At 65.1% G+C, this 23,149-nt stretch carries 25 protein-coding genes; 8 read left to right on the top strand and 17 right to left on the bottom strand.

Translation table 11 applies throughout. The features are described 5' to 3' along the window. Positions 1–41: 41 nt before the first annotated feature. Positions 42–1,439, bottom strand: coding sequence for an argininosuccinate lyase (gene argH, locus CIT39_RS04160; protein ID WP_094973269.1), 1,398 nt, complete (start codon positions 1,437–1,439; stop codon positions 42–44). 101 nt (positions 1,440–1,540) lie between these two features. Between argH and tlpA the strand changes: the two genes are divergently transcribed. Then, positions 1,541–2,206, top strand: a complete 666-nt coding sequence (gene tlpA / locus CIT39_RS04155) for a thiol:disulfide interchange protein TlpA (RefSeq protein WP_094973270.1) — start codon at positions 1,541–1,543, stop codon at positions 2,204–2,206. A gap of 5 nt (positions 2,207–2,211) precedes the next feature. Here tlpA and CIT39_RS04150 read toward each other — a convergent pair whose 3' ends face one another. The 6 genes from CIT39_RS04150 to CIT39_RS04125 form a co-directional block, all read right to left on the bottom strand. After that, positions 2,212–2,406 carry a hypothetical protein gene (locus CIT39_RS04150; RefSeq protein WP_094973271.1) on the bottom strand — a complete coding sequence of 65 codons (195 nt, stop codon included), beginning with the start codon at positions 2,404–2,406 and terminating at the stop codon, positions 2,212–2,214. Between the two features lie 177 nt (positions 2,407–2,583). Then, positions 2,584–3,465, bottom strand: coding sequence for a 3-hydroxybutyryl-CoA dehydrogenase (locus tag CIT39_RS04145; protein ID WP_094973272.1), 882 nt, complete (start codon positions 3,463–3,465; stop codon positions 2,584–2,586). Positions 3,466–3,675: 210 nt separating this feature from the next. Next, positions 3,676–4,620: an electron transfer flavoprotein subunit alpha/FixB family protein gene (locus tag CIT39_RS04140; protein WP_094973273.1), complete on the bottom strand. Its 945-nt coding sequence runs from the start codon at positions 4,618–4,620 to the stop codon at positions 3,676–3,678. Next, complete coding sequence (locus CIT39_RS04135) at positions 4,620–5,369, bottom strand: electron transfer flavoprotein subunit beta/FixA family protein (RefSeq protein WP_094973274.1); 750 nt, start codon at positions 5,367–5,369, stop codon at positions 4,620–4,622. The genes CIT39_RS04140 and CIT39_RS04135 overlap by 1 nt, the downstream gene beginning before the upstream one ends. A gap of 126 nt (positions 5,370–5,495) precedes the next feature. Next, positions 5,496–6,068 carry a cob(I)yrinic acid a,c-diamide adenosyltransferase gene (locus tag CIT39_RS04130; protein WP_094973275.1) on the bottom strand — a complete coding sequence of 191 codons (573 nt, stop codon included), beginning with the start codon at positions 6,066–6,068 and terminating at the stop codon, positions 5,496–5,498. Between the two features lie 2 nt (positions 6,069–6,070). Then, positions 6,071–6,265 (bottom strand): twin transmembrane helix small protein, encoded by a 195-nt coding sequence (locus CIT39_RS04125; protein WP_094973276.1) that lies wholly within the window; start codon positions 6,263–6,265, stop codon positions 6,071–6,073. A gap of 320 nt (positions 6,266–6,585) precedes the next feature. Between CIT39_RS04125 and CIT39_RS04120 the strand changes: the two genes are divergently transcribed. After that, entirely contained in the window at positions 6,586–7,479 is an 894-nt protein-coding gene (locus CIT39_RS04120) for a YihY/virulence factor BrkB family protein (RefSeq protein ID WP_094973277.1), read from the top strand. Here CIT39_RS04120 and CIT39_RS04115 read toward each other — a convergent pair. Beyond that, complete coding sequence (locus tag CIT39_RS04115) at positions 7,406–8,668, bottom strand: ATP-binding protein (protein ID WP_094973278.1); 1,263 nt, start codon at positions 8,666–8,668, stop codon at positions 7,406–7,408. The genes CIT39_RS04120 and CIT39_RS04115 overlap by 74 nt on opposite strands. 105 nt (positions 8,669–8,773) lie before the next feature. Further along, positions 8,774–9,643 (bottom strand): tRNA glutamyl-Q(34) synthetase GluQRS, encoded by an 870-nt coding sequence (gene gluQRS, locus CIT39_RS04110; protein WP_094973511.1) that lies wholly within the window; start codon positions 9,641–9,643, stop codon positions 8,774–8,776. A gap of 181 nt (positions 9,644–9,824) precedes the next feature. Between gluQRS and CIT39_RS04105 the strand changes: the two genes are divergently transcribed. The 4 genes from CIT39_RS04105 to CIT39_RS04090 all read left to right on the top strand — a co-directional run bounded on the left by CIT39_RS04105 (position 9,825) and on the right by CIT39_RS04090 (position 14,177). Beyond that, positions 9,825–10,472: a DNA-3-methyladenine glycosylase family protein gene (locus CIT39_RS04105; RefSeq protein WP_094973279.1), complete on the top strand. Its 648-nt coding sequence runs from the start codon at positions 9,825–9,827 to the stop codon at positions 10,470–10,472. A 130-nt stretch (positions 10,473–10,602) separates the two neighbouring features. Then, positions 10,603–12,378: a flavin-containing monooxygenase gene (locus CIT39_RS04100; RefSeq protein WP_101635020.1), complete on the top strand. Its 1,776-nt coding sequence runs from the start codon at positions 10,603–10,605 to the stop codon at positions 12,376–12,378. A 48-nt stretch (positions 12,379–12,426) separates the two neighbouring features. Further along, the gene (locus CIT39_RS04095) at positions 12,427–13,404 is read left to right on the top strand and encodes a peptidyl-alpha-hydroxyglycine alpha-amidating lyase family protein (protein ID WP_094973280.1); all 978 of its coding nucleotides are present in this window, start codon (positions 12,427–12,429) and stop codon (positions 13,402–13,404) included. Between the two features lie 215 nt (positions 13,405–13,619). Continuing rightward, entirely contained in the window at positions 13,620–14,177 is a 558-nt protein-coding gene (locus tag CIT39_RS04090; protein ID WP_094973281.1) for an HNH endonuclease, read from the top strand. A 9-nt stretch (positions 14,178–14,186) separates the two neighbouring features. Here CIT39_RS04090 and CIT39_RS04085 read toward each other — a convergent pair whose 3' ends face one another. The 3 genes from CIT39_RS04085 to CIT39_RS04075 all read right to left on the bottom strand — a co-directional run bounded on the left by CIT39_RS04085 (position 14,187) and on the right by CIT39_RS04075 (position 16,387). Continuing rightward, positions 14,187–14,360 carry a hypothetical protein gene (locus CIT39_RS04085; protein WP_155526009.1) on the bottom strand — a complete coding sequence of 58 codons (174 nt, stop codon included), beginning with the start codon at positions 14,358–14,360 and terminating at the stop codon, positions 14,187–14,189. Positions 14,361–14,362: 2 nt separating this feature from the next. Continuing rightward, positions 14,363–15,364, bottom strand: coding sequence for a glycoside hydrolase family 16 protein (locus tag CIT39_RS04080; protein WP_094973512.1), 1,002 nt, complete (start codon positions 15,362–15,364; stop codon positions 14,363–14,365). Positions 15,365–15,505: 141 nt separating this feature from the next. Beyond that, positions 15,506–16,387 carry a DMT family transporter gene (locus CIT39_RS04075; RefSeq protein ID WP_094973282.1) on the bottom strand — a complete coding sequence of 294 codons (882 nt, stop codon included), beginning with the start codon at positions 16,385–16,387 and terminating at the stop codon, positions 15,506–15,508. A 163-nt stretch (positions 16,388–16,550) separates the two neighbouring features. On the opposite strand from CIT39_RS04075, the gene CIT39_RS04070 reads away from it, so the two are divergent. Next, complete coding sequence (locus CIT39_RS04070; protein WP_094973283.1) at positions 16,551–16,772, top strand: dodecin; 222 nt, start codon at positions 16,551–16,553, stop codon at positions 16,770–16,772. An 80-nt stretch (positions 16,773–16,852) separates the two neighbouring features. Next, positions 16,853–17,500 carry an HAD family hydrolase gene (locus CIT39_RS04065; protein WP_094973284.1) on the top strand — a complete coding sequence of 216 codons (648 nt, stop codon included), beginning with the start codon at positions 16,853–16,855 and terminating at the stop codon, positions 17,498–17,500. 16 nt (positions 17,501–17,516) lie between these two features. Here the strand turns inward: CIT39_RS04065 and CIT39_RS04060 are convergent, their stop codons facing one another. Genes CIT39_RS04060 through CIT39_RS04040 form a run of 5 tightly spaced genes read right to left on the bottom strand, consistent with a single transcriptional unit; the run spans position 17,517 to position 23,139 of the window. Next, positions 17,517–18,485 carry an ABC transporter ATP-binding protein gene (locus CIT39_RS04060; protein ID WP_094973285.1) on the bottom strand — a complete coding sequence of 323 codons (969 nt, stop codon included), beginning with the start codon at positions 18,483–18,485 and terminating at the stop codon, positions 17,517–17,519. Further along, complete coding sequence (locus tag CIT39_RS04055; protein ID WP_094973286.1) at positions 18,482–19,477, bottom strand: ABC transporter ATP-binding protein; 996 nt, start codon at positions 19,475–19,477, stop codon at positions 18,482–18,484. The genes CIT39_RS04060 and CIT39_RS04055 overlap by 4 nt, the downstream gene beginning before the upstream one ends. Then, positions 19,477–20,394, bottom strand: a complete 918-nt coding sequence (locus CIT39_RS04050) for an ABC transporter permease (protein ID WP_094973287.1) — start codon at positions 20,392–20,394, stop codon at positions 19,477–19,479. The genes CIT39_RS04055 and CIT39_RS04050 overlap by 1 nt, the downstream gene beginning before the upstream one ends. Then, on the bottom strand, positions 20,360–21,319 hold the full coding sequence (locus tag CIT39_RS04045; protein ID WP_094973288.1) for an ABC transporter permease: 960 nt from the start codon (positions 21,317–21,319) through the stop codon (positions 20,360–20,362). The genes CIT39_RS04050 and CIT39_RS04045 overlap by 35 nt, the downstream gene beginning before the upstream one ends. 29 nt (positions 21,320–21,348) lie before the next feature. Further along, a complete protein-coding gene (locus tag CIT39_RS04040; RefSeq protein ID WP_094973289.1) occupies positions 21,349–23,139 on the bottom strand; it encodes a peptide ABC transporter substrate-binding protein in 1,791 nt (596 codons plus the stop codon). Between the last annotated feature and the right edge of the window lie 10 nt (positions 23,140–23,149).

Below are 23,149 nucleotides of genomic sequence, written 5' to 3'. Positions count from 1 at the left end.
CGAGAGCCGGATGACCATGAAACATAAGCGAAATTTTGCCCTCAGCCCAATTTTCGCTCCTTTTCCAGCCGCTTCGCCCAGGCCTTCGCCTGCGACGCCACGTTCTTCGGCGCGGTGCCGCCGAAGCTGGTGCGGCTCTTCACCGACGATTCGACCGAGAGTACGCCGAGCACGTCCTTGGTGATTTTTGGCTCGATCGCCTGCATCTCCTTGAGCGGTAGCTCATGCAGGGCGACGCCGCCCTCGGCGGCCTTGGCGACAATGCGGCCGGTGACATGATGGGCCTCGCGGAACGGCATTTTCAGCGTCCGCACCAGCCAGTCGGCGAGGTCGGTCGCGGTGGCGTAGCCCTCGCCCGCGGCCGCCTTCATCCTGGCTTCGTCGGGCTCGAGGTCGCGGACCATGCCGGTCATGGCGCGGATCGCCAGCGACAGCGCGGCGAAGCCCTCCATGGCGCCCTGCTTGTCCTCCTGCATGTCCTTTTGATAGGCGAGCGGCAGGCCCTTCATCACGATCAGGAGACCGTTGAGCGCGCCGATGACGCGGCCGGTCTTGGCGCGCACCAGCTCGGCGGCATCCGGATTGCGTTTCTGCGGCATGATCGAGGATCCCGTGGTGAACTTGTCGCTGAGCCGGATCAGGCCGACCAGCGGCGAGGTCCAGATCACGATCTCCTCGGCAAAGCGCGACATGTGCACGGCGCAGATCGAGGCCGCCGACAGCGTCTCCAGCACGAAGTCGCGGTCGGAGACCGCGTCGAGCGAGTTCGCCATCGGGCGGTCGAAGCCGAGCGCCTTGGCGGTGGCGTGGCGGTCGATCGGGAACGAGGTGCCGGCGAGCGCGGCGGCGCCGAGCGGGGATTCGTTCAGCCGCTTGCGCGCGTCCTGGAAACGGCCGCGATCGCGCCCGGCCATCTCGACATACGCGAGCAGATGATGGCCGAAGGTCACGGGCTGCGCGGTCTGCAGATGGGTGAAGCCGGGCATCACTGTTGCGGCATGCTCCAGCGCGCGATTGACCAGCGCGGCCTGGAACGCGGCCAGCGCCGCGTCGGTCTCGTCGAGGACGTCACGGACATAGAGACGGAAATCGGTCGCGACCTGGTCGTTGCGCGAGCGCGCGGTGTGCAGGCGGCCGGCGGCCGGGCCGATCAGCTCGGTCAGGCGGCTCTCGACATTCATGTGAATGTCCTCGAGTGCGCGCTTGAACTCGAAGCCGCCGTTGCCGATTTCTGACAAAATCGTGTCTAGACCCTTGCCGATATTTTTCGCATCAGAGCCCGTGATGATGCCCTGGCTGGCAAGCATCGCAGCGTGGGCCTTGGACGCGGCAATGTCCTGGGCGAACAGGTGACGATCGACGTCGATGGAGACGTTGATCTCTTCCATGATCTCGTCGGGACGTTCCGAGAACCGGCCGCCCCACATCTTGTTGCTCATGATCGCCTGCTCACGCCTTGATTTGCCGCACGTTTGCCGGCTGCCGCCAGCCGTACTAAGAGGCCCCTGATAGCCATATCTGCGACCGGATGACAAACGATATGCTCGACAAGAAGCCCTCCGCCACGCGCCGGGTCCCCCTCGTCATCGCCACGGTGGCGATCGGAGGGCTGGCCGGCTTCGCCGCGTTGTACGGGCTGGGCCTGAGCCGGGCACCGTCAGGCGATCCGGCCTGCAAGCCGGCGGTGGCGACGGCGCAAAAGATCGCCCCCCTCGCCCATGGCGAGCTGGCGGCGCTGACCATGGCGAGCGCGCCCCTCAAGCTGCCCGACCTCGCCTTCGAGGATTCCGACGGCAGGCCGAAAAAGCTGTCCGATTTCCGCGGCAAGACGCTGCTGGTGAACCTCTGGGCCACCTGGTGCGTGCCGTGCCGGAAGGAAATGCCGGCGCTGGACGAGCTCCAGGGCAAGCTGTCGGGCCCTAATTTCGAGGTGGTGGCGATCAATATCGACACCCGCGACCCCGAGAAGCCGAAGACGTTCCTGAAAGAGGCCAATCTGACCAGGCTCGGCTACTTCAATGATCAAAAAGCCAAGGTGTTTCAGGACCTTAAATCGATAGGCCGGGCCTTGGGCATGCCGACCTCGGTGCTGGTCGATCCGCAAGGCTGTGAGATCGCGACGATCGCGGGGCCGGCGGAATGGGCGAGCGAGGACGCGCTCAAGCTGATCCGGGCGGCGACGGGCAAGGCCGCCGCAGCACTCTAGGGATTTTAAGCCGTGACGTTGAGATTGCCGCCGACGCCGGCACCGACATTGGCGAGCGAGGGCTGACCCGCGCCCATCAGCGTCAGGACGGTGGATTTCTCCATATCCGCGTTCTGCTTGGCCAGCGTCGCCGAGATATTCGACTGCAGCGCGCCTTGCTGAGCGGCCAGCATGGTGCTGACCATTGCCATCATGTCCATTACGCGAACCCTCGTACTGGCCGTAACCTAGGGTGGATGGGTTAACGCGACATGAATTGTCACATGGCCGAGGTGCCGTAGGGCGGGCAAAGCGAAGCGTGCCCGCGCACTTTTTGCGACCGAGAGAGATGGTGGGCACGGCGCAAGTGCGCCTTTGCCTACCTTACGAGACCCGCCTTAGCGCGTCGGAACCGGCTTGGCGCCGCGGTAATCGTAGAACCCGCGCTGGGTCTTGCGGCCGAGCCAGCCGGCCTCGACGTATTTCACCAGCAGCGGACACGGGCGGTATTTGGAATCCGCCAGCCCCTCATGCAGCACCTGCATGATCGAGAGGCAGGTATCGAGGCCGATGAAATCGGCGAGCTCCAGCGGGCCCATCGGATGGTGGGCGCCGAGCTTCATCGCCGCGTCGATCGCCTCGACATTGCCGACGCCTTCATACAGCGTGTAGATCGCCTCGTTGATCATCGGCAGCAGGATGCGGTTGACGATGAAGGCCGGGAAATCCTCGGAGACCGCGACCTGCTTGCCGAGCTTGGCGACGAATTCCTTGGACGCCTCGAAGGTCGCATCGTCGGTGGCGATGCCGCGGATCAGCTCCACCAGCTCCATCAGCGGCACCGGATTCATGAAGTGAATGCCGATGAAGCGCTCGGGCCGGTCGGTGGCGGCGGCCAGCCGGGTGATCGAGATCGAGGACGTGTCGGAGGCGACGATCGCCTCGGGCTTCAACACTGCGCAGAGCTCGTGGAAGATCTTGCGCTTGACCTCTTCCTTCTCGACCGCAGTCTCGATCACGAGATCGCAGTCGGCGAGACCGTCGAGCTTCTCGGCGAGCGAGATACGGGCGATCGCCTTGGCCTTGTCGTCCTCGGTGACTCCCTTCTTGGAGACCTGGCGCGCCAAATTGCCATTGATGGTGGCCATGCCCGATTTGAGACGGTCGGACGAGACGTCGTTGAGCACCACGTCGAAGCCGGCCAGCGCCGCGACATGCGCGATGCCGTTGCCCATCTGCCCCGCGCCGATCACGCCGACCTTCTTGATCACTGCCGCCATAATGTCATCCACCGGAACGGCGCGCGACGCGCGCGCCTGCCTATCTCCCAAGCCGGGAGGTCTGATTTGATCAGAAGCTTGATTTAATCAGAACCCGGGCTCGAAACCTAGATTGGATCGCCTCCCCGGCGTGCCCCACGCCAAAGAAAACGCCTCAGAAATGAAACACCGGCCGGAGTTTATCCCTCCGGCCGGTGTTTTCGACGTGTTTTACTTGCCGAGCTTGCCGAGTTCGGCCGTCAGCTCCGGAACCGCCTGGTAGAGATCGGCGACCAGGCCGTAATCGGCAACCTGGAAGATCGGCGCGTCCTCGTCCTTGTTGATCGCGACGATCACCTTGGAGTCCTTCATGCCGGCCAGATGCTGGATCGCGCCGGAAATGCCGATGGCGACATAGAGCTCGGGGGCCACCACCTTGCCGGTCTGGCCGACCTGCCAGTCGTTCGGCGCATAGCCGGCGTCGACCGCCGCGCGCGAGGCACCGACACCGGCCCCAAGCTTGTCAGCGAGCGGCTCGATGTACTTGGCAAAATTCTCGCGGCTCTGCATGGCACGGCCACCGGAGACGATGATCTTGGCCGAGGTCAGCTCGGGACGGTCGCTCTTGGCGACCTCCTCGCCGATGAAGGACGACAGGGCCGGATCGGCGGCCGCCGCGACGGTCTCGACCGGCGCGCTGCCACCCTCGCCGGCTGCGGCGAAGGTGGAGGTGCGGACCGTGATGACCTTCTTGGCGTCCTTGGACTTCACCGTCTGGATGGCGTTGCCGGCATAGATCGGGCGCTCATAGGTGTCGGGGGCGACAACCTTGATGATCTCCGAAACCTGCATGACGTCGAGCAGGGCGGCGACGCGCGGCATCACGTTCTTGAAGCGCGAGGTCGCGGGCGCGACGATGGCATCGTAGCCCGAGGCGAGCGAGACGATCAGCGCGGCCAGCGGCTCGGCGAGATCGTGTGCGTAGAGCTCGCCGTCGGCGAGCAGCACCTTCTTGACGCCGGCAAGCTTGGCGGCGGCATCCGCCGCGGCCTTGGCGTCCTGGCCGGCAACGAGGACCTCGACATCAGCGCCGAGCGCGGCGGCCGCGGTCAGTGCCTTGTTGGTCGAATCCTTCACCGACGCATTGTCGTGTTCGGCAATCAGCAGCGTCGTCATCAGAGCACCCCGGCTTCGTTCTTGAGTTTCGACACCAGCTCGGCGACGTCCTTGACCTTGACGCCCGCCTTGCGGCCCGCCGGCTCCGTCGTCTTGACGACCTCGAGACGGGGAGCGACGTCGACGCCGTAATCGGCGACGGTCTTGTCCGCGATCGGCTTCTTCTTGGCCTTCATGATGTTCGGCAGCGAGGCATAGCGCGGCTCGTTGAGACGCAGATCGGTGGTGACGATCGCCGGTCCCTTCAGTTTCACGGTCTGGAGGCCGCCATCGACTTCGCGGGTGACCTTGAAGTCAGAACCTTCGACCTCGAGCTTCGAGGCGAACGTCGCCTGCGACCAGCCGAGCAGCGCAGCCAGCATCTGGCCGGTCTGATTGCTGTCGTCGTCGATCGCCTGCTTGCCGAGGATGATCAGGCCGGGCTGCTCTTCGTCCGCAACCTTCTTCAGGATCTTGGCGACCGCGAGCGGCTCGACCGCGCCGTCCGCTTTCACCAGGATGCCGCGATCGGCGCCCATGGCAAGACCCGTGCGGATCGTCTCCGACGCCTGCGCCGGTCCAATGGAGACCACCACGACTTCGGTCGCCTTGCCGGCTTCCTTCAGGCGCAGCGCTTCCTCGACCGCGATCTCGTCGAACGGGTTCATCGACATCTTGACGTTGGCGAGTTCAACGCCCGATCCATCGCTCTTGACGCGGACCTTGACGTTGTAATCGACCACCCGCTTTACCGGCACAAGAACCTTCATCGATCCTCTTTCACTCAATTTGGGAGGGGGGTTATCAACTGGCGCGGAACCTAAAGGCCTGATCTGCCCCGGTCAACGCGCGAACGGGCCTAATTTTAGCCCTCGGAAATGCGAGAGTTCGATGGGTCAGCGGTTCTGGCCTGGAACCCAGAGCACGTCGCCAGCGCCATGACCGTTGGCGGCTCGGCTGGCCACGAACAGGAAGTCCGACAGACGGTTCATATATTGGATGCCAGCCGCGCCGACCTGCTCCTCGGGTCGGGCCGCCAGTTCCACGATCACCCGTTCCGCCCTGCGGCATATCGTACGCGCCACATGGAGATGGGCCGCAGCCGGCGTGCCGCCCGGAAGCACGAAGGAGGTCAGCGGCGCGAGCTTGTCGTTGAGCGCGTCGATGTCGCGCTCGAGCCGCTCGACCTGGCTCGCCACCACCCGCAGCCGCTCGGCTTTGCCTTCGCGTTCCGGCACCGCGAGGTCGGCGCCAAGGTCGAACAGATCGTTCTGGATGCGGCCTAGCATCGCATCGAGATCTGGCATGTCTGCGGTATGAAGCCTGACGACGCCGATCGCGGCGTTGGTCTCGTCGACAGTGCCGTAGGCCTCGATGCGCAGATCGTATTTCGGACGCCGCTCGCCGGTTCCGAGCGCCGTCGTGCCGTCGTCACCGGTCTTGGTGTAGATGCGATTGAGCAAGACCATGATTACCGCCCCATCGCCCAGACCGCGAGCATCGCGATGACGATCGCCACGAACTGAAGCAGCACGCGCCAGCGCATCAGCTTCTGCGAGGTGTTGGGCGAGCCGCCGCGCATCATGTTGATGAGCCCGAGCAGCAGCACCAACGCCACGGCGCCGGCTGCCACCGGCAGGATGAAAGTACTCAGGAGAGATGCCATTGGGGGGTGATAACACCGTGTGAGGCGGTCCGCCAAGGTGCCGCGGCAGCCTTCGGCGTCATTCCGGGGCGATGCGAAGCATCGAGCCCGGAATCCATCGGGCCACCACCCACATTGCTGCGAAATGGATTCTCAGATGCGCAATTGCGCATCATAGCTCGCGCTGCGCGCGCCCCGGAATGACAGCAGGGCGCTTCGCGAACTGGCTTTTGGGACAATAATATCAGATGGTAGCGCAATGATTTCCGATTTGTGCCCATTGCCTGTTCTCCTGCTCTCTCCCGACCTGCCGGGGAAGAGAGCAGCGGTGTAGGTGCCACGTGAAAGCGATCCGCACCATCTACGACGTCGCGATGGACGCGTTCTACACGTTCCTGGCCGACGACGGCTGGGCGATCGCGAGCCACATCGCGCTGTCGACGCTGATGGCGCTGTTCCCGTTCCTGATCGTGCTGACCTCGCTCGCGGGCTTCTTCGGCTCCAAGGAACTCGCCGACCAGGCCGCCAGCCTGATGCTGCAGATCTGGCCCAAGCAGGTCGCCGATTCGATCTCGGGCGAGGTGCATGACGTGCTGACCACGACCCGTACCGGCCTATTCACCATCGGCGCAGTGCTGTCGGTCTATTTCGCCTCCAACGGCGTCGAGGCGCTGCGGGTTGCGCTCAACCGCGCCTACGCGGTGGTGGAGATGCGGCCCTGGTACTGGCTGCGGCTGGAGTCGATCGGCTACACGCTGGTCGCAGCCTTCACCGCGCTCGCCATGGCGTTCCTGATCGTGCTCGGCCCTCTGCTCATCGAAGCTGCGCGCAGCCACATCCCGCTGTTCGTGGAGTCCAACGAGCGGATTTTGACTGGCATCCGCTATGGCATCACCGTCGGCGCGCTGGTGGTGGCGCTGCTGATCCTGCACGCCTGGCTGCCGGCAGGACGGCGCAGCTTCGTCCAGATCCTGCCCGGCATCGTCTTCACCATCGTGGCGTCGCTGATCTCGGGCATCGTGTTCGGACAATATCTGGCGCGCTTCGCCAACAACTACGTGACGATGTATGCGGGGCTCGCCTCGGTGATCATCGCGCTGGTGTTTTTGTACTTCATCGCCGCGATCTTCGTTTACGGCGGCGAGCTCAACGCCGCGATCATCAAGTCGCGGCTTCCTCACGGCGTGTCGCTTCAAGCAGCGCAGTCGCTAGCGCCCGCGGAGACACAGGCTTGACCAGGAAGGCGTCGGCGCCGGCCTCGCGCGAGGCCGCCTCGTCCTCGCTGCGGCCGGACACCCCGATGATCGGGATCCGGGCCAGCGGCGCCTGCATGGTGCGGATCCGCCGGATGGCCTCGATGCCGTCGATGCCGGGCAGCACCATGTCCATCAGCACCGCGTCGAACGCGCCTTGCGCCAGCCGGCCCACGGCGTCCTCGCCGCGCCCGATGAACTCGGCATGATGGCCGAGCTCGGTCAGAATCGTGTTGAGCACGACGCGGCCGAACGGATTATCCTCGACGCTGAGGACGCGCAGCGCGGCGACCGCATCTGCCTCGGTCTCGCCCTTCGTCTTGCGGGTTTTGCCGGGGCCCGCCGCATCGAGCGACACCGTCAACGTAAAGGTGGCGCCGCCGCCGCGGCGCAGAGCGACGGTGATGTCGCCGCCCATCGCGCGCGCCAATTGCTTGACCGAGGACAGCCCTAAGCCGGCACCGCCGAAGCGCGAGGCGATGGTGACATTGGCCTGGGTGAACGGGCGGAACAGCCGCTTGATCTCGGCCATGGTCAGGCCGATGCCGCTGTCGGACACCGCAAAGGCGACGCCCACCCTGCCCTTCGCCTTACCCTTGACGGGGCGCCAGGGCGCGACCTCGAGCCCCACGCCGCCCTGGTCGGTGAACTTCACGGCATTGTCGATCAGGTTCTCGAGCGCGGCGCGCAGGCGGACGGGATCGCCGACCACGAGGCCGGGGAGCTTGTCGGAAATCCCGACCTGGGCGTGGAGACCCTTGGCAGCGGCGCGGCCGGCGAGTGAATCGCCAGCGGTGCGGGCGAGTGTCCCGAGGTTGAACAGGTCCTGCCGCAGCGTACTTCCGGCTTTGCCAGCCCCCTTGCCGGTTCGGGCGGCATCCACGAACAGCGTGGCAAGGCTCGCCAGATGCTCGGCGCCGGCCTTGATGGTGTCGGCCCAGCGCCGCTCCCGTTCGCCAAGATCGGAGGTCGCGAGCAGATCGCTGATCGCCAGGATGCCGGTCAGGGGGGTACGGACCTCATGGGCAAAGGCGGCGAGCGCGGCCTGGACCACGTCCGGCCCGACCGCCTTGGTGCTGCGCTTGCGCAACGGGGCGGCCGGCCCGGGCCGCTTCCGAGGCGGCCGCCTGGACGTCCGCGTGGTGCGCGCTGGGCGCTTCTTCGCCGCCATAAATCCCCTTCGAAGTGTCGCCTTCGAACCCCCGGGCCATCAGGCGAGCATGGCACGGCGGAACCCCCGGAGTCACGGCGACGTTTAGCTAAACCCCAGAGAAATCTAACCTAATCCCACCAAGGCACGGATGCTCGCGGGCGAGGCCCCGGCGGCGCGTAACTCCCGCAGGCCGGTCGAGCGGCTCGATTTCGACAGCTTCCGCCCCTCGCCGTCGCAAATCAGCCGGTGATGGCGGTAGGCGGGTTCGGGCAGGCCGAGCAGGACCTGGAGCAGGCGGTGGACGGCGGTGGCGTGGAATAAATCCTGGCCCCGCACGATCTCGCTGACACCCTGGAGCGCGTCGTCAACGACAACAGACAGGTGGTAGCTGGTTGGCGTCTCCTTGCGGGCCAGGATCACATCGCCCCAAGCCTGCGGTCGCGCCGGGACGATGCCGCCCTCGCCGCCTTGCTCCTCGCCGAGCTCCCTCCAAGTCAGGCCAGCGACGCGCTGACAGGCGGCCGCCATGTCGAGCCGCAGCGCGTAAGGTACGCCCGAAGCGATCAGACGAGCCCGCGCGTCGCCCGGCAGCGATTTGCACTCGCCGGGATAGAGCGGCGCGCCGTCGGGATCACGTGGCCACGGGCCGTCGGCCTCGCGCGCGGAAACGAGCCTTGCGATCTCGGCGCGGCTTTCGAACGCGGGATAGACGAGACCCAGCGCCGACAGCTTGTCCAGCGCGGCGCGATAATCGGCGAGATGCTCGGACTGCCGCCGCACCGGAATCTCCCAGCTGGTTCCGAGCCAGGCCAGATCCTCGTAAATCGCCGCCTCGAATTCCGGCCGGCAGCGCGTCGTGTCGATGTCCTCGATCCGCAACAGCAGCCGGCCGCCGGTCTCGCGCGCGCGGTCGAAGTTCAGCAGCGCCGAGTAAGCGTGACCGAGATGCAGGTGGCCGTTGGGGCTGGGAGCGAATCGGAAAACTGGTGGCATCGGTTTCAGGGACCTCGTCATTGCCGGGCTTGACCCGGCAATCCATCTTCCACGACTCTGTTACGATAGGAGATGGATGCGCGGGTCCCGCCTACGCCGAAGGCTTCGGCGGGCTTCGCGGTATTGGGCCGGCGGAGCCTTAGCAGAGACGGCAAGCCCGCGCATGACAAGTTGAGTGACCATGACCATCCACCTCGAAACCCAGTCCGATCTCGAAGAGGCCATTCACACGCTGATCAAGCGCGACCCGCGCCTCAAAGCCGTGTTCGAGATCGCGGGCATGCCGGCGTTGCGGCGGCGCGAGCCGGGTTTTGCGGGCCTTGCCCACATCGTCTGCGGCCAGCAGCTCTCGACCGCGAGCGCGGCGGCGATCTGGGGACGGTTGTCGGCCGCCTTCGATCCGTTCGACCACGACGCGGTGCGCCGGGCCCGCACCGACCGGCTGGGGCGGCTCGGCCTGTCCGCCGCCAAGATCAAGACGCTGAAACATCTCGCGCGCGAACTCGGCGCGCAGCGGCTGAACCTCGACGTGCTCGCGGAGGAAGATGCCGACGCCGCGCATCACACGCTGATCGCGCTGCCCGGCATCGGCCCCTGGACCGCGGACGTCTATCTGCTGTTCTGCCTCGGCCATGGCGATGCCTGGCCCGCCGGCGACCTCGCCGTGCAGGAGGCCATCAAGATCGGCCTCGGCCTTCCGGCGCGGCCGACGGAAAAGCAGATGGCGCCGCTCGCCGAGCCCTGGCGTCCGCTGCGCGGCGCGGCGGCGCATTTGTGGTGGAGCTATTATCGCGCGGTGAAAAAGCGCGAGGGCGTGCTGCCGGCGTGACATGGGCGCATTCCGCCCGAGCAGGGCCACATGCTCTCGCTGCCCGGGTAAAGCGCTTTCGACCACCATCGAACCGGTATAGCGTTCGACCTCACAGGAAACGCCGCGAAAGACGGCCACGAGGTCGCGCATGCTCGACAAGACCAAGAATCTATCCGTCAGCGCCCAGGCCTGGCTCGACGCATTCGAGCGCGCGCTGAACAGGCCCGATCCCGCCAAGCTGGACCGCCTTTTCGTGGCCGACAGCTTCTGGCGCGACGTGCTGGCGCTGAGCTGGAACCTGCAAACGATCGCCGGCCGCGAGACGATTGCGCAAACCCTGGCCGCGCTGGGGCCGAAGGCGGCACCAGCCAATTTCAAGGTCGCGCCCAACCGTGCGCCGCCGCGCTGGGTGACGCGCGCCGGCACCAACACCATCGAAGCGATCTTCGATTTCGAAACCGCGACCGGGCATGGCAGCGGTATCCTGCGGCTCATTCCCGACAGCGCCGACGACGACCGCCTGAAGGCGTGGACGCTGCTCACGGCGCTCGACGAATTGAAAGGTTTCGAGGAACAGCTCGGCACGTCGCGGCCGCGCGGCCAGGCCTATTCGCGCGATTTCCGCGGACCGAACTGGCTCGACCTGCGCAACGTCTCGCGCGACTATGCCGATCGCGATCCGGCCGTGCTGGTGGTCGGCGGCGGCCAGGCCGGGCTCGCGATCGCGGCACGGCTGAAGCAGCTGCAGGTCGACGCGCTGATCGTCGATCGCGAGTCGAGAATCGGCGACAATTGGCGCAAGCGCTATCACGCGCTGACCCTGCACAACCAGGTGCAGGTCAATCACCTTCCCTACATGCCGTTCCCGCCAAACTGGCCGACCTATATCCCCAAGGACAAGCTCGCCAATTGGTTCGAAGCCTATGTCGACGCCATGGAGCTGAACTTCTGGACCGCCACCGAATTCGAGGGCGGCTCTTACGACGAGGCGAACGGACGCTGGACGGTCACCCTGCGCCGCGCCGACGGCGGCCAGCGGACCATGCATCCGCGTCACGTCGCCATGGCAACCGGCGTCAGCGGCATCGCCAATATTCCCGATATTCCGACGCTCGAGAATTTCAAGGGAACGCTGCTGCATTCCAGCCGCTACGAGGACGGCGAGAACTGGAAAGGCAAGCGCGCGATCGTCATCGGCACCGGCAACAGCGGTCACGACATCGCGCAGGATCTTCATTCCAGCGGCGCCGAGGTGACGCTGGTGCAGCGCTCTCCGACGCTGGTCACAAATATCGAACCGTCGGCGCAGCTCGCTTATGCGACCTACAATGAAGGCACACTCGAGGACAACGATTTGATCGCGGCTTCGATGCCGACGCCGCTGGCGAAGAAGACGCATGTGATGCTGACGGAGCAGTCGAAGCAGCTCGACAAGGAGCTGCTCGAAGGCCTTGCCCGCGTCGGCTTCAAGCTCGACTTCGGCGAGGCCGGCACCGGTTGGCAGTTCAAATACCTTACCCGCGGCGGCGGCTATTATTTCAACGTCGGCTGCTCCAATTTGATCGTCGAGGGCGCGATCAGGCTCAGGCAGTTCGACGAGATCGAGGGCTTCGTCGCGGAAGGCGCGCGGATGAAGGACCGCACGCTCCTTCCCGCTGATCTGATCGTGCTCTCCACCGGCTACAAGCCGCAGGAATATCTGGTGCGGAAGCTGTTCGGTGACGGCGTCGCCGACCGCGTCGGCCCGATCTGGGGCTTTGGCGACGGCGTCGAGCTTCGCAACATGTATGCGCGCACGCGGCAGCCCGGCCTCTGGTTCATCGCCGGCAGCCTCGCGCAATGCCGCATCAACTCGAAATACCTCGCGCTGCAGATCAAGGCGATCGAGGAAGGGATTTTGGGGCGAGAGGTGGGCGCCACTTGAGGCTCCATCATTGCGAGCACGACAGAGACAGTGAGAGGAAGGAACACAATGCCAGCCATTCTCGGCAGCGGCGAGCACCGCTACCGCGTCGTCGACAACTTCGCGAAACTGCCCGCAGGCTGGCAGCTCACCGATGTCGCCTCCGTCGCGGTCGACAGCAAGGACCGCGTCTACGTCTTCAACCGCGGCGCCCATCCGATGGTGGTGCTCGACCGCGACGGTAATTTCCTGCGCAGCTTCGGCGAAGGGCTGTTCTCGCGCGCGCACGGCCTGCACATCGACGCCGACGACAATCTTTACTGTACCGATGACGGCGACCACACCGTGCGCAAATGCACCACCGAGGGCAAGGTGCTGCTGACGATCGGCATTCCCGAGAAGCCGTCGCCATTCATGAGCGGCGAGCCCTTCCATCGCTGCACCCATACCGCGCTGTCGCCGAAGGGCGAGATCTACGTCTCCGACGGCTATGGCAATGCGCGCGTGCACAAGTACACGCCGGACGGCAAGCTGCTCAAGAGCTGGGGCGAGCCCGGCACCGATCCCGGCCAGTTCAACATCGTGCACAATATTGCCACCGATGCCGATGGCTGGGTCTACGTCGCCGACCGCGAGAACCATCGCGTCCAAGTATTCGACGGCAACGGCAAATACGAGACACAGTGGAACAATCTGCATCGGCCCTGCGCGCTGTGCTGTTGCGGTGGGGCCAAGAGCCCGACTTTCGTCATCGGCGAGCTCGGCCCGGGCCTTGCCATCAACCGCAAGGTGCCCAATCTCGGCCCGCGGCTGTCGATCGTGGACGCCAAGGGCAATCGCATCGCACGCCTCGGCGGCGAGGACGGGCCGGGCGTTGCGAGCGGAAAATTCCTGGCGCCCCACGGCATCGCGCTGGATTCGAAGGGCGACATCTATGTCGGTGAGGTCGGCGTCACCAATTGGGACACCAGCTTTCCCGACGAGGATATGCCGGCCGCGGTGCGCGCGACGCGATGCTTGCAGAAGCTGGAGCGGGTACGGGAGTAGCTGCCGCAGCAGCGCCGCGACCCGCCTGTCGCGGCAGTTCCGCGCCAGCCGCGTACCTTCCTCAAATCGCGGCTTTTTGAGCGCTTTCGCCACCCCGGCGCCGCATTGCTTGCGCCTGAATAAGTCGCTCAACGGGCTTCACAATCCCGTCACGCTGCATGTAGTATGTCAGGACATGCTGCTTCGCAGCGTATGTTGGAGGCCGGGAGCGTTACTTGAACGCACATGTCTCGCAAGGCAGTTGGCCGGTGTTGGTGCTGAATGCGGACTTCCGGCCGCTGAGTTACTACCCGCTGTCTCTTTGGTCGTGGCAGGACGCGATCAAGGCGGTGTTCCTCGATCGCGTCAACATCGTCGCGCATTACGATCAGGCCGTTCACAGCCCCACGCTGCAAATGCAGCTGCCGAGCGTCGTCTCGCTCAAATCCTTCGTCAAGCCGACCACCCATCCGGCCTTCACCCGGTTTAACGTCTTCCTGCGCGACCGTTTTGCCTGCCAATATTGCGGCTCGCCCGAAGACCTGACCTTCGATCACATCATCCCGCGCAGCAAAGGCGGCCAGACCACCTGGGAGAACGTGGTCGCGGCTTGCTCGCCCTGTAACCTGCGCAAGGGCAATCTCACGCCGGCACAGGCAAAAATGTTTCCGCGCCAGCACGCGTTCGCGCCGACCGTGCACCAGCTCCACCGCAACGGTCGCCTGTTCCCGCCGAACTATTTGCACGATAGCTGGCTGGACTATCTGTATTGGGATACGGAGCTGGATCCGTAGGGGCGTGTATCACCCCCCGATCGCATTCCTTGCCACCACGTCGGGATAGAACGCCGCGCTCAGTTCGGCGCGGTCGATCGATGCGGCCTTGTCATTCTCCGCACTCCAGGCGCCTGCGGCTACGCCTAGCGTGGCAAGGCCCGTGAGCTTGGCGAAATGGCGCTGCGAGACTTCGGCTGGCATCGCTATCTCCGCGCCTGCTCCATGTCGATCTGATAGGCGGAAATCCGGTCGATCTCGAATGCGACGCTTCGTGGCGATTCCGCATCGACGGGACTGACACCGGGAAAGAACTTCGATCCGATCGCAAGATTGACGATCATGTACATGGGATCGTCGAAACCGATCGGCACCTTGATGTCGGAGACCGGATTGCGATCGATGAAGTAGATCAGCCGATCCTCCTGCCACAGCACACCGTAATTGTGGAATGCGCTTGAGGCGTCGCCGACCGCAAAATCGAAACCGCAGGACTGGATCTTCTGGGTCGAGGGGATCCGCCAATGTGTCGTCATCACGAGATCGCCCGGCCGCTCGCCGCGGCCTTCCAGCACGTCGACCTCCGGCGGCCAGCCGCCATCGTCCGCCAGCATCCAGAACGCCGGCCACACCGCATGGCCGACCGGCACCTTGGCGCGGATTTCGAAATAGCCGTGCTTCTGGGCGAACGTGCCCTGGGTCGTCAGAATTCCGGAGATGTACTCGTTGTCGAACAGCAGCGGTTTCAATTCCGGCGGCGTGCGGCTGGCGACGATCGACAGCACGCCGTCCTTCACCCTGAACGGATCGAGGCCGAGCGGCGCGGCCGCGCGGCCGGCATAACGCGGATCGACGTAGATCTGCTGCTCGCCATTGGCGCTGGTCTTGCGCTTGAAGTCGGAGCCATCGCCGCCCCAATAGCGCGCCTCCGGCCAGGCCGCTCCGCCCGCATAATGCGGGACCCAGCGCCCGTTCGACAGCGGATGCTCGTCGAAATCTTCGCTGAACGTCCGGCGCAGCGGCAGGAAAACGAGCGAGGCCGGGTTGACCGTTTCAAGCCGGCGGCACGCGATGGTGGAGGGATCGGTCGTGACCTGCAGCGACATGCGAACCGGCGCGCCATCGAGCTCGTCCTGCGCGATGCCCGGCGCAGGCACGGCGCAAAGACCGATCGCGACCAGAGCGCCCCTCGTCCAACGCTCGATCATCATCGCACCTCGAAGAGACCAGGACAGGCGCGGAAGTTAGCTCACCCGTCTTCGCGCCGGCAACGGCAGCATCCGACGCCAACGGGCGATTTGAAAACCGCCGTTCTCGCTCCCCGCTCCGCGGCCCGGGGCGTGACGACCTTACCCGCGCTGCAAGGCAAGCGTCACACCACCGAGCGTGAGCGCCATCGCCGTCCACTCGCGATAGCCCAGCGGCTCGCCGAGAATGATGGCGGCAGAGACCACGCCGATCACGGGAACGATCAGCATGCCGGTCGAGGCCGTGGTCGGCGGCAGGCGGCGCAGCGTCTCGAACCAGGTCACGTAGCAGATGCCCATCGGCACCAGCGTCATGTAGACGAAGCAGCCGAGCCCCAGCGGGGTGATCGCGGTGACGTCAGGATGCTCAAACAGCACGCCGAGGACCAGCATGGTGGCGCAGCCGAGCCCGACCTGCCAGGCGACGACGACCAGCGGCGGCATCGGCAACGGCTTGCGGTTCAGCACGTTGCCGAGCGCGAACAGGATGGCGCAGAGCAGCGCGAGCGTGATCCCGATCAGCTTCTCGGCGCCGAACGCAAAGCCGTTGCCGCTGAGGAGCAGCGTCACGCCGGCAACGCCGAGGACGAGCCCGAAGACGTCCCGTAAGGCCGGCCGCGTGTGCAGCACCGGCCAGGCGAACAGCATCGCCCAGATCGGCATGGTGTAGGCGAGCAGGGCGCCCTCGCTCACCGTCACATATTTCATCGCGACCGTGCCGAGCCCCATCCAGGCGAAGACATTGGTGAAGGTCGCAAACAGCAGCCGCGGGATCGCCTCGCGCGGCACGGCGAACGATTCCTTCTGGCCCAGCACCAGCATGCCGAGAATGACCGAGGCGCACACGCCCGCAAGGCCGCGCGCGAACAGCGGCGGCCATTGCTGGAGCAGCAGCTTCATCAGCGGCCAGTTCAGCGCCCAGCCGAACGCCGTCACGCAGAGGCAGAGAGAGCCGATCGTCCTGTCGCGTCGTGCCGAATCCATGGATAGCGCTTAGCAGGCAAGCGCGGCCGGCTCCACCTCGGCCGGCGCATGCGGGCCATCACGGCCCCGGGGAACCCGAAGCGCGCAGGCCCGTTCAGAGTCGGCGCCATGCGCGTCGCACCGAAGGCCTTCGTCGGCCGCAAGATGAAACAGGAGAAGACCCATGCCCACACCCGAGAGTGATCATGTCTACAAGATCCTGGACCTCGTCGGATCCTCCGACAGCTCGATAGAGGACGCGATCAAGAACGCGATCAGCCGCGCGTCCAAGACCATCCGCGAAATGAAATGGTTCGAGGTGGTGCAGACGCGCGGCCACATCGAGAACGGCACTGTCCGCCACTATCAGGTGACGCTGCGCGTCGGCTTCACGCTGGAGGGATGAGGCGGCCTCGTCGCGGCGATCCGGCCTCACCCCGGATTGTCGCCTGCGTTCCGGCGAGATAAGACTCCGATCAAGGCCGGATGTCCGGCCGATCCGCGAGTGCTGCCGTGAGCGACGCCATCAAGCTCGTCCTATTCGACATGGACAATGTCCTATGCGCCTACGACAGGGCGACGCGTGTCGCCTATCTGGCGGAGCTCGCGGGAACGACGCGCGAAGCGGTCCACGTGGCGATCTGGGACAGCGGATTCGAGCTGCTCGGCGATTCCGGCGCGCTCGAGGCTGCCGATTATCTGGGAGGCTTTGGCGAACGCATCGGCTATCCGCTGTCACTCGAGGAGTGGGTGGAGGCCCGGCGCCGTTCAATGCAGCCAGATCGCGCGATGCTGGATATCGCCGGCCGCTTGCGAAACACCGTCGATATCGCCGTCCTGACCAACAACACCACGCTGGTCGCCGACCACATCGACACGCTGCTGCCGGAATTGCGCCCGCTGTTCGGCTCCCGGATCTACACCTCGGCGCAATTCAAGACGGCCAAGCCGGACCCGCAATGTTATCGCCGCTACCTCTCGGAGCTCGACACGACGCCAGAAGCCGCCCTGTTCGTCGACGATCTCGCAGCCAACGTCGCCGGAGCGCGCGAGGCGGGCTTGTTCGCGCATCAGCACACCTCCATGGAGAGCTTCAAGCAGGCGCTGTCGGAGCACGGCCTGCTTCGCGAGTGAACCCGCTTTCGCGGCGTCAGGCGAGATGACACGCCACGAAATGCCCGCCCGCGCCTTCCCTCAGCACAGGCGCGCTTTCCGCGCAGCGCGGCTGGGCGATCGGGCAGCGGGTGTGGAAGTGGCAGCCCGACGGCGGCTTCATCGGACTTGGCACGTCGCCCTTGAGGCGGATGCGCTCGCGCTTCAGCTTGGGATCCGGCACCGGTACCGCCGACAGCAGCGCCCTGGTGTACGGGTGCTGTGGATTGCGGTAGAGATCGCTGGCCTTGGCAAGCTCGACGATCCGGCCGAGATACATCACCGCGACGCGGTCGGAGATGTGCTCGACCACCGAGAGGTCGTGCGCGACGAAGAGATAGGTGAGGTTCAGCTCGGCCTGGAGGTCTTCGAGCAGGTTGATGACCTGGGCCTGGATCGACACGTCGAGCGCCGAGACCGGCTCGTCGCAGACGATCAGCTTCGGCTCGACCGCGAGCGCGCGCGCGATCACGATGCGCTGGCGCTGGCCGCCGGAGAATTCGTGCGGATAGCGCCGCATGTGCTCGGCCTTGAGCCCGACCTTGACGAGCAGGCTGGCGACGCGCTCCTCGCGCTCCTTGGCCGATGATCCCAGCTTGTGGATGATCAGCGCCTCGCCGAGGATCGCGCCGACCGTCATGCGCGGATTGAGCGAGGCGAACGGGTCCTGGAACACCAGCTGCATGTTCCGCCGCATCGCGCGCAGATCGTCGCCGCCGAGCTGGCGAACGTCCTGTCCGTCGAACGTGACCTCGCCGTCGGTCGGCTCGATCAGGCGCAGCACGCAGCGTCCCGTCGTCGACTTGCCGCAGCCGGATTCGCCGACGAGACCGAGCGTCTCGCCGCGATTGACCGAGAACGACACGCCGTCGACCGCATAGACGGTGCCGACCTGGCGCGACAGCAGGCCGCCGAGCACCGGGAAGTGCTTCTTCAGGTTGGAGACTTGCAGCAAGGGCTCGCTCATGCCGCGCCTCCCAGATTTGTATCGCCGAGATGACAGGCCATGCGATGGCCGGGTGCGATCTCGCGCAGCAACGGCTCCTGCTCGGTGCAGACGTTCATCGCGAACTTGCAGCGCGCCGCAAAGCGGCAGCCGACCGGCGGATTGATCAGGATCGGCACCGAGCCGCCGATCGCCTCGAGCCGCGTCTTGTGCTCGGCGGCGAGATCGATGCGCGGAATCGAACGGATCAACCCTTGCGTATAGGGATGGCCCGGGTTGCTGAACAGATCGTCGACCGGCGCTTCCTCGACCACTTTGCCGGCATACATCACGACGACGCGTTGCGCGGTTTCGGCGACGACGCCCATGGCATGGGTGATCAGCATCACCGCCATGCCGAAGCGCTCCTTCATGTCCTGGAGCAGATCGAGGATCTGCGCCTGGATGGTGACGTCGAGCGCGGTGGTGGGCTCGTCGGCAATGATCAGCTTCGGCTTGCAGGCGAGCGCCATCGCGATCATCACGCGCTGGCGCATGCCGCCGGAAAACTGGTGCGGATAATTGTGCACCCGGCCTTCGGCGTTGGGGATCTGCACCAGCTTCAGCATCTCGATGGTACGATCGAGCGCCTGCTTTCTTGTCACGGACTCGTGGCGGCGCAGGCTCTCGGCGATCTGCTCGCCGATGGTGAGCACCGGGTTGAGCGAGGTCATCGGCTCCTGGAAGATGAAGCCGATCTCCTTGGCCCTGATCTCGTCGAGCTGGTTGCTCGTCAGCGGCACGAGATCGCGACCCTCGAAGATGATCTGGCCCGCCGCGATACGGCCCGGCGGCATCGCGATCAGCTTCAGGATCGACATCGCGGTGACGGTCTTGCCGCAGCCGGATTCGCCGACCACGCAGAGCGTCTCGCCCCGGTTGATGGAGATGTCGACGCCGTCGACGGCCTGGAGGATGCCGTCGTCGGTTGAGAAATGGGTCTTCAGTCCCTTGATCTCGAGCAGCGGCGCCATCAGATCACCCGTCGCGCATCGAGCGCGTCACGCAGGCCGTCGCCGATGAAGTTGATGGCGACCACCGCGATGAAGATCGCGCCGCCCGGAAACAGCGCCCAATGCGGGCCGATGTCGAGAAAGTCCTTGGCGTCATACAGCAGGCGGCCCCAGGTCGGCGTATCCGGCGGGAAGCCGAGGCCGAGGAAGGACAGCGTCGATTCCGCGATGATCGCGGCGGCAACGTCGATGGTGCCGGCGATGATCACCGGGCCGAGCGCATTCGGCAGGATATGCCGTATCACCTGCCGTACCGGGCTGGCGCCGAGCGCCCGCGCGGCCTCGACGAATTCCTTCTCGCGGATCGACAGGAACTGCGCGCGCACGAGCCGTGCCACCGGCATCCAGCGCAGCCCCCCGATCACGAGCACGATCAGGATGAAGATGCCGCCCTCGGGGCCGAACGCGGCCTTCAGCCCGTCACGGAACAGATAGATCAACAGCAGCAGCAACGGCAATTGCGGCAGCGACAGGAACAGGTCGGTAAGCCACATCAGCCCGTGACCGAGCGCACCGCGCGACATGCCGGCGAGCGCGCCGATCAGCGTGCCGACGAATACCGACACCAGCATGGCAGCGAGGCCGACCGCGAGCGAAATGCGCCCGCCATAGATCATGCGTGCGAGGATATCCTGCCCGAGATCGTCGGTGCCGAAGGGATGGGCCGGCGAGGGCCCCTGGAGCCCGGCTACGATGTCGATGTCGTCGATCTTGACCCGCCAGACGAAGGGGCCGAGCACCACCGCCAGGATCAGAACGAGCAGCAGGAAGGCGCTGACCACGGCGAGCTTGTGGCGGCTGTAGCGCCGCCACGTCTCGCGCCAGGGCGAGTAGACGCGCCGCTCAGCGGAAGGAGATGCGAGGGTCAAGCCAGCCATAAAGGATGTCCGCGATGAGATTGAACAGCACGACCAGGCACGCGAACACGAAGGTGACGGCCATCACCACCGGCGTGTCGTTGGACAGGATCGAGGAGATCAGCAGCGAGCCGATACCGGGGATGCGGAAGATCTGCTCGGTGACGATGGCGCCGCCGAAAACCGCGGGGATCTGCAACGCGATCAGCGTCACGACCGGGATCATGGCGTTGCGCATCACGTGCTTGACGATGACCTTGGCCTGTCCGAGCCCCTTGGCGCGGGCGGTGGTGACATAGTCGAGCCGGATCACATCGAGCATCGCCGACCGCACGAAGCGCGTCATCGACGCCGCCTGGAACAGGCCGAGCACCGCCACCGGCATGATCGCCTGCCGGATCATCTCGAACACCCAGTGGATGCCGGTGCCCTTGATGTCGGTGGTGTAGACGAAAGGCAGCCAGTCGAGCGTGACCGAAAAGATCAGAATGAACAGGATGCCGGTGAAGAAGGTCGGCAGCGAGAAGCCGACGAAGGCGAGCGTGTTGGCGATCTGGTCGAACAGCGAATACGGCTTCGTCGCGGCATAGACGCCGACGGGAATCGCGATCAGCAGCGCCAGGATCTGCGCCGAGCCGATCACATAGAGCGTGGTCGGCAGGCGCTGGAGGATCAATTTGTCAACGTCCATCCGGCTGACGAAGGAGAAGCCCCAGTCGCCGTGCAGCATCGCGTTGAGCCAATGCACGTAGCGGAGGTAGATGGGATCGTCGAGGCCGAACTTGGCCCGAAGTGCAGCCTGCACTTCGGGGGGGACGTTCGGGTTCGTCGCCAGCTCCGAGAATGGATCGCCGGGCGCGAGCGCCAGCACGAAGAACAGCACGGCCGAGATTCCGAGCAGGCTCGGAATCGCGATCAGCAAGCGACGCAGAACGTATTGACTCATGAGGGAAGGCCCCGTCTAGAGCTTGGGGATCATTCCTCGCGGTACCAGTCGAACAGATTGTCGGTTTCGTTGGCCCAGCCTGAAATCACCGGACGCAAATTGTTCGCGGCTGCCTCGACCTTGAGACGATGCATCACGGGGATGAACACGGTGTCCTGCCACATCAGGTCGTTGGCCTTGATGTAGTACGCGGCGCGCTTGACCGGGTCCATTTCCATATCGGCCGCCGTGATCGCCTCGTCGTACTCCTTGTTCACCCAGCGGGGGAAGTTGGTGCCCTGCCACTTGTTCTCCTTGGTCGCGACGCTGGTGGACAAATAGCGGCGCATGTGCTGCGACGGATCCGGTTGGCTCAGCGGGATCTGGAACATCTCGAGGTCGGCGTAGAACTTCGGATAGGTGTCGGGATTGGCGACGTCGGACGAGAAGAACACTGAGGCCACCACCGACTTCAGCTCGACGTCGATGCCGGCCTTTTGACAGGCCTGCTTGACGATGGCCTGGGTCTTCTGCCGCGGACCGTTGATCGAGGTCTGGTACAGCAGCTTCAGCTTCTTGCCGTCCTTCTCGCGGATGCCGTCGGCGCCGGGCTTCCAGCCGGCGTCGTCGAGCATCTTGGCGGCCTTCTCGATGTTGAATTCCCAGCTGGTGTTCTTCGAGACGAACTTCTCGGGGCCATTGAGAAAGTTGGCGGTGGTGCGGCCGGCGCGGCCGTAGATCGCCTTCTTGACGGACTCGCGATCGACCAGCAGGGACAGCGCCTTGCGCACGACGGGATCCGAGAACAGCGGATGCTTGGTCTTCATCGACGAGCGCTCGCCATCGACCTCGACGTTCGGATCGGTGAAGTTGAGCGCGATGAACTCGGTATCCCCGCCCACGGCATAGACCGTCTTGCCTTTGCCACCCTTCTCCAGGCGCAGCAGAACATCGTCCTCGACCTGGATGTTCCAGCCGAAATCATATTCGCCGGTCTGGATCACCGCACGCGCGGCCGAGACGGCGTCACCGCCGCCCTTCATCTCGATCGAATCGAAATAGGGCCGGTTGGCCATGTGGTAGTCGGGATTGATCACGCCGCGGATGAGATCGCCCGGTTTGAACTCGACGAACTTGTAGGGACCGGTGCCGACGGGCGCGAGGTTGGTGGGGGCTTCGCGCGACTTCGAGCCGATAAAATCTGCGAACAGATGCTTGGGCAGGATCTGGCCGGTCGCACCGACGAAGGCGTCGGCCCAGAACGGCGTCGGCTTCGCGAAGGTGATCTTGACCGTGAGATCGTCGATCTTTTCGACAGTGAGGTCGCGATAGGATGCGATGGTCACAGCCGCCGTGGCCGGATCCTTGATGTACTGCCACGTGAATACGACATCGTCAGCCGAGAAAGGTTTGCCGTCGTGCCATTTCACGCCGGGCTTGAGCTTCCACGTCACCGACTTGCCGTCGGCGGCGAGCAGGCCGTTCTGGGTCGAAGGAATCTCGGTCGCCAGAACCAGCTTCATGTTGCCGTCCGGGTCCCAACAGCCGAGCGGTTCGTAGAACAGGCGCGAGCCGTCCTGGTCCTTGGTGCCGGTGGCGAAATGGGGATTGAGCAGGGTCGGGCCCTGCCACCACAGCAGCTTCAGCGCACCGCCGCCGCCACGCTTGGTCGGCTTGTAGGTCGAGGCGCCCTCGGCCATGGCAACGCCGCCCAGCGCGAGGATCTGATTGGCAAGGGGAGCGGTGAGACCGACAGCGGCCATGCGCTTGATGAAGGAGCGGCGATCCATCCGCCCGTCCTTCACGTCACCGATCATCGAACGCAGTTCTTTATCCAGCATGGTTGTCCCC

Origin of the sequence: Bradyrhizobium symbiodeficiens (assembly GCF_002266465.3) — a bacterium.
Taxonomy (GTDB): domain Bacteria; phylum Pseudomonadota; class Alphaproteobacteria; order Rhizobiales; family Xanthobacteraceae; genus Bradyrhizobium; species Bradyrhizobium symbiodeficiens.
Note: the sequence above shows the minus strand (reverse complement) of the source record. Positions and strands in the feature narration are given on the sequence as shown.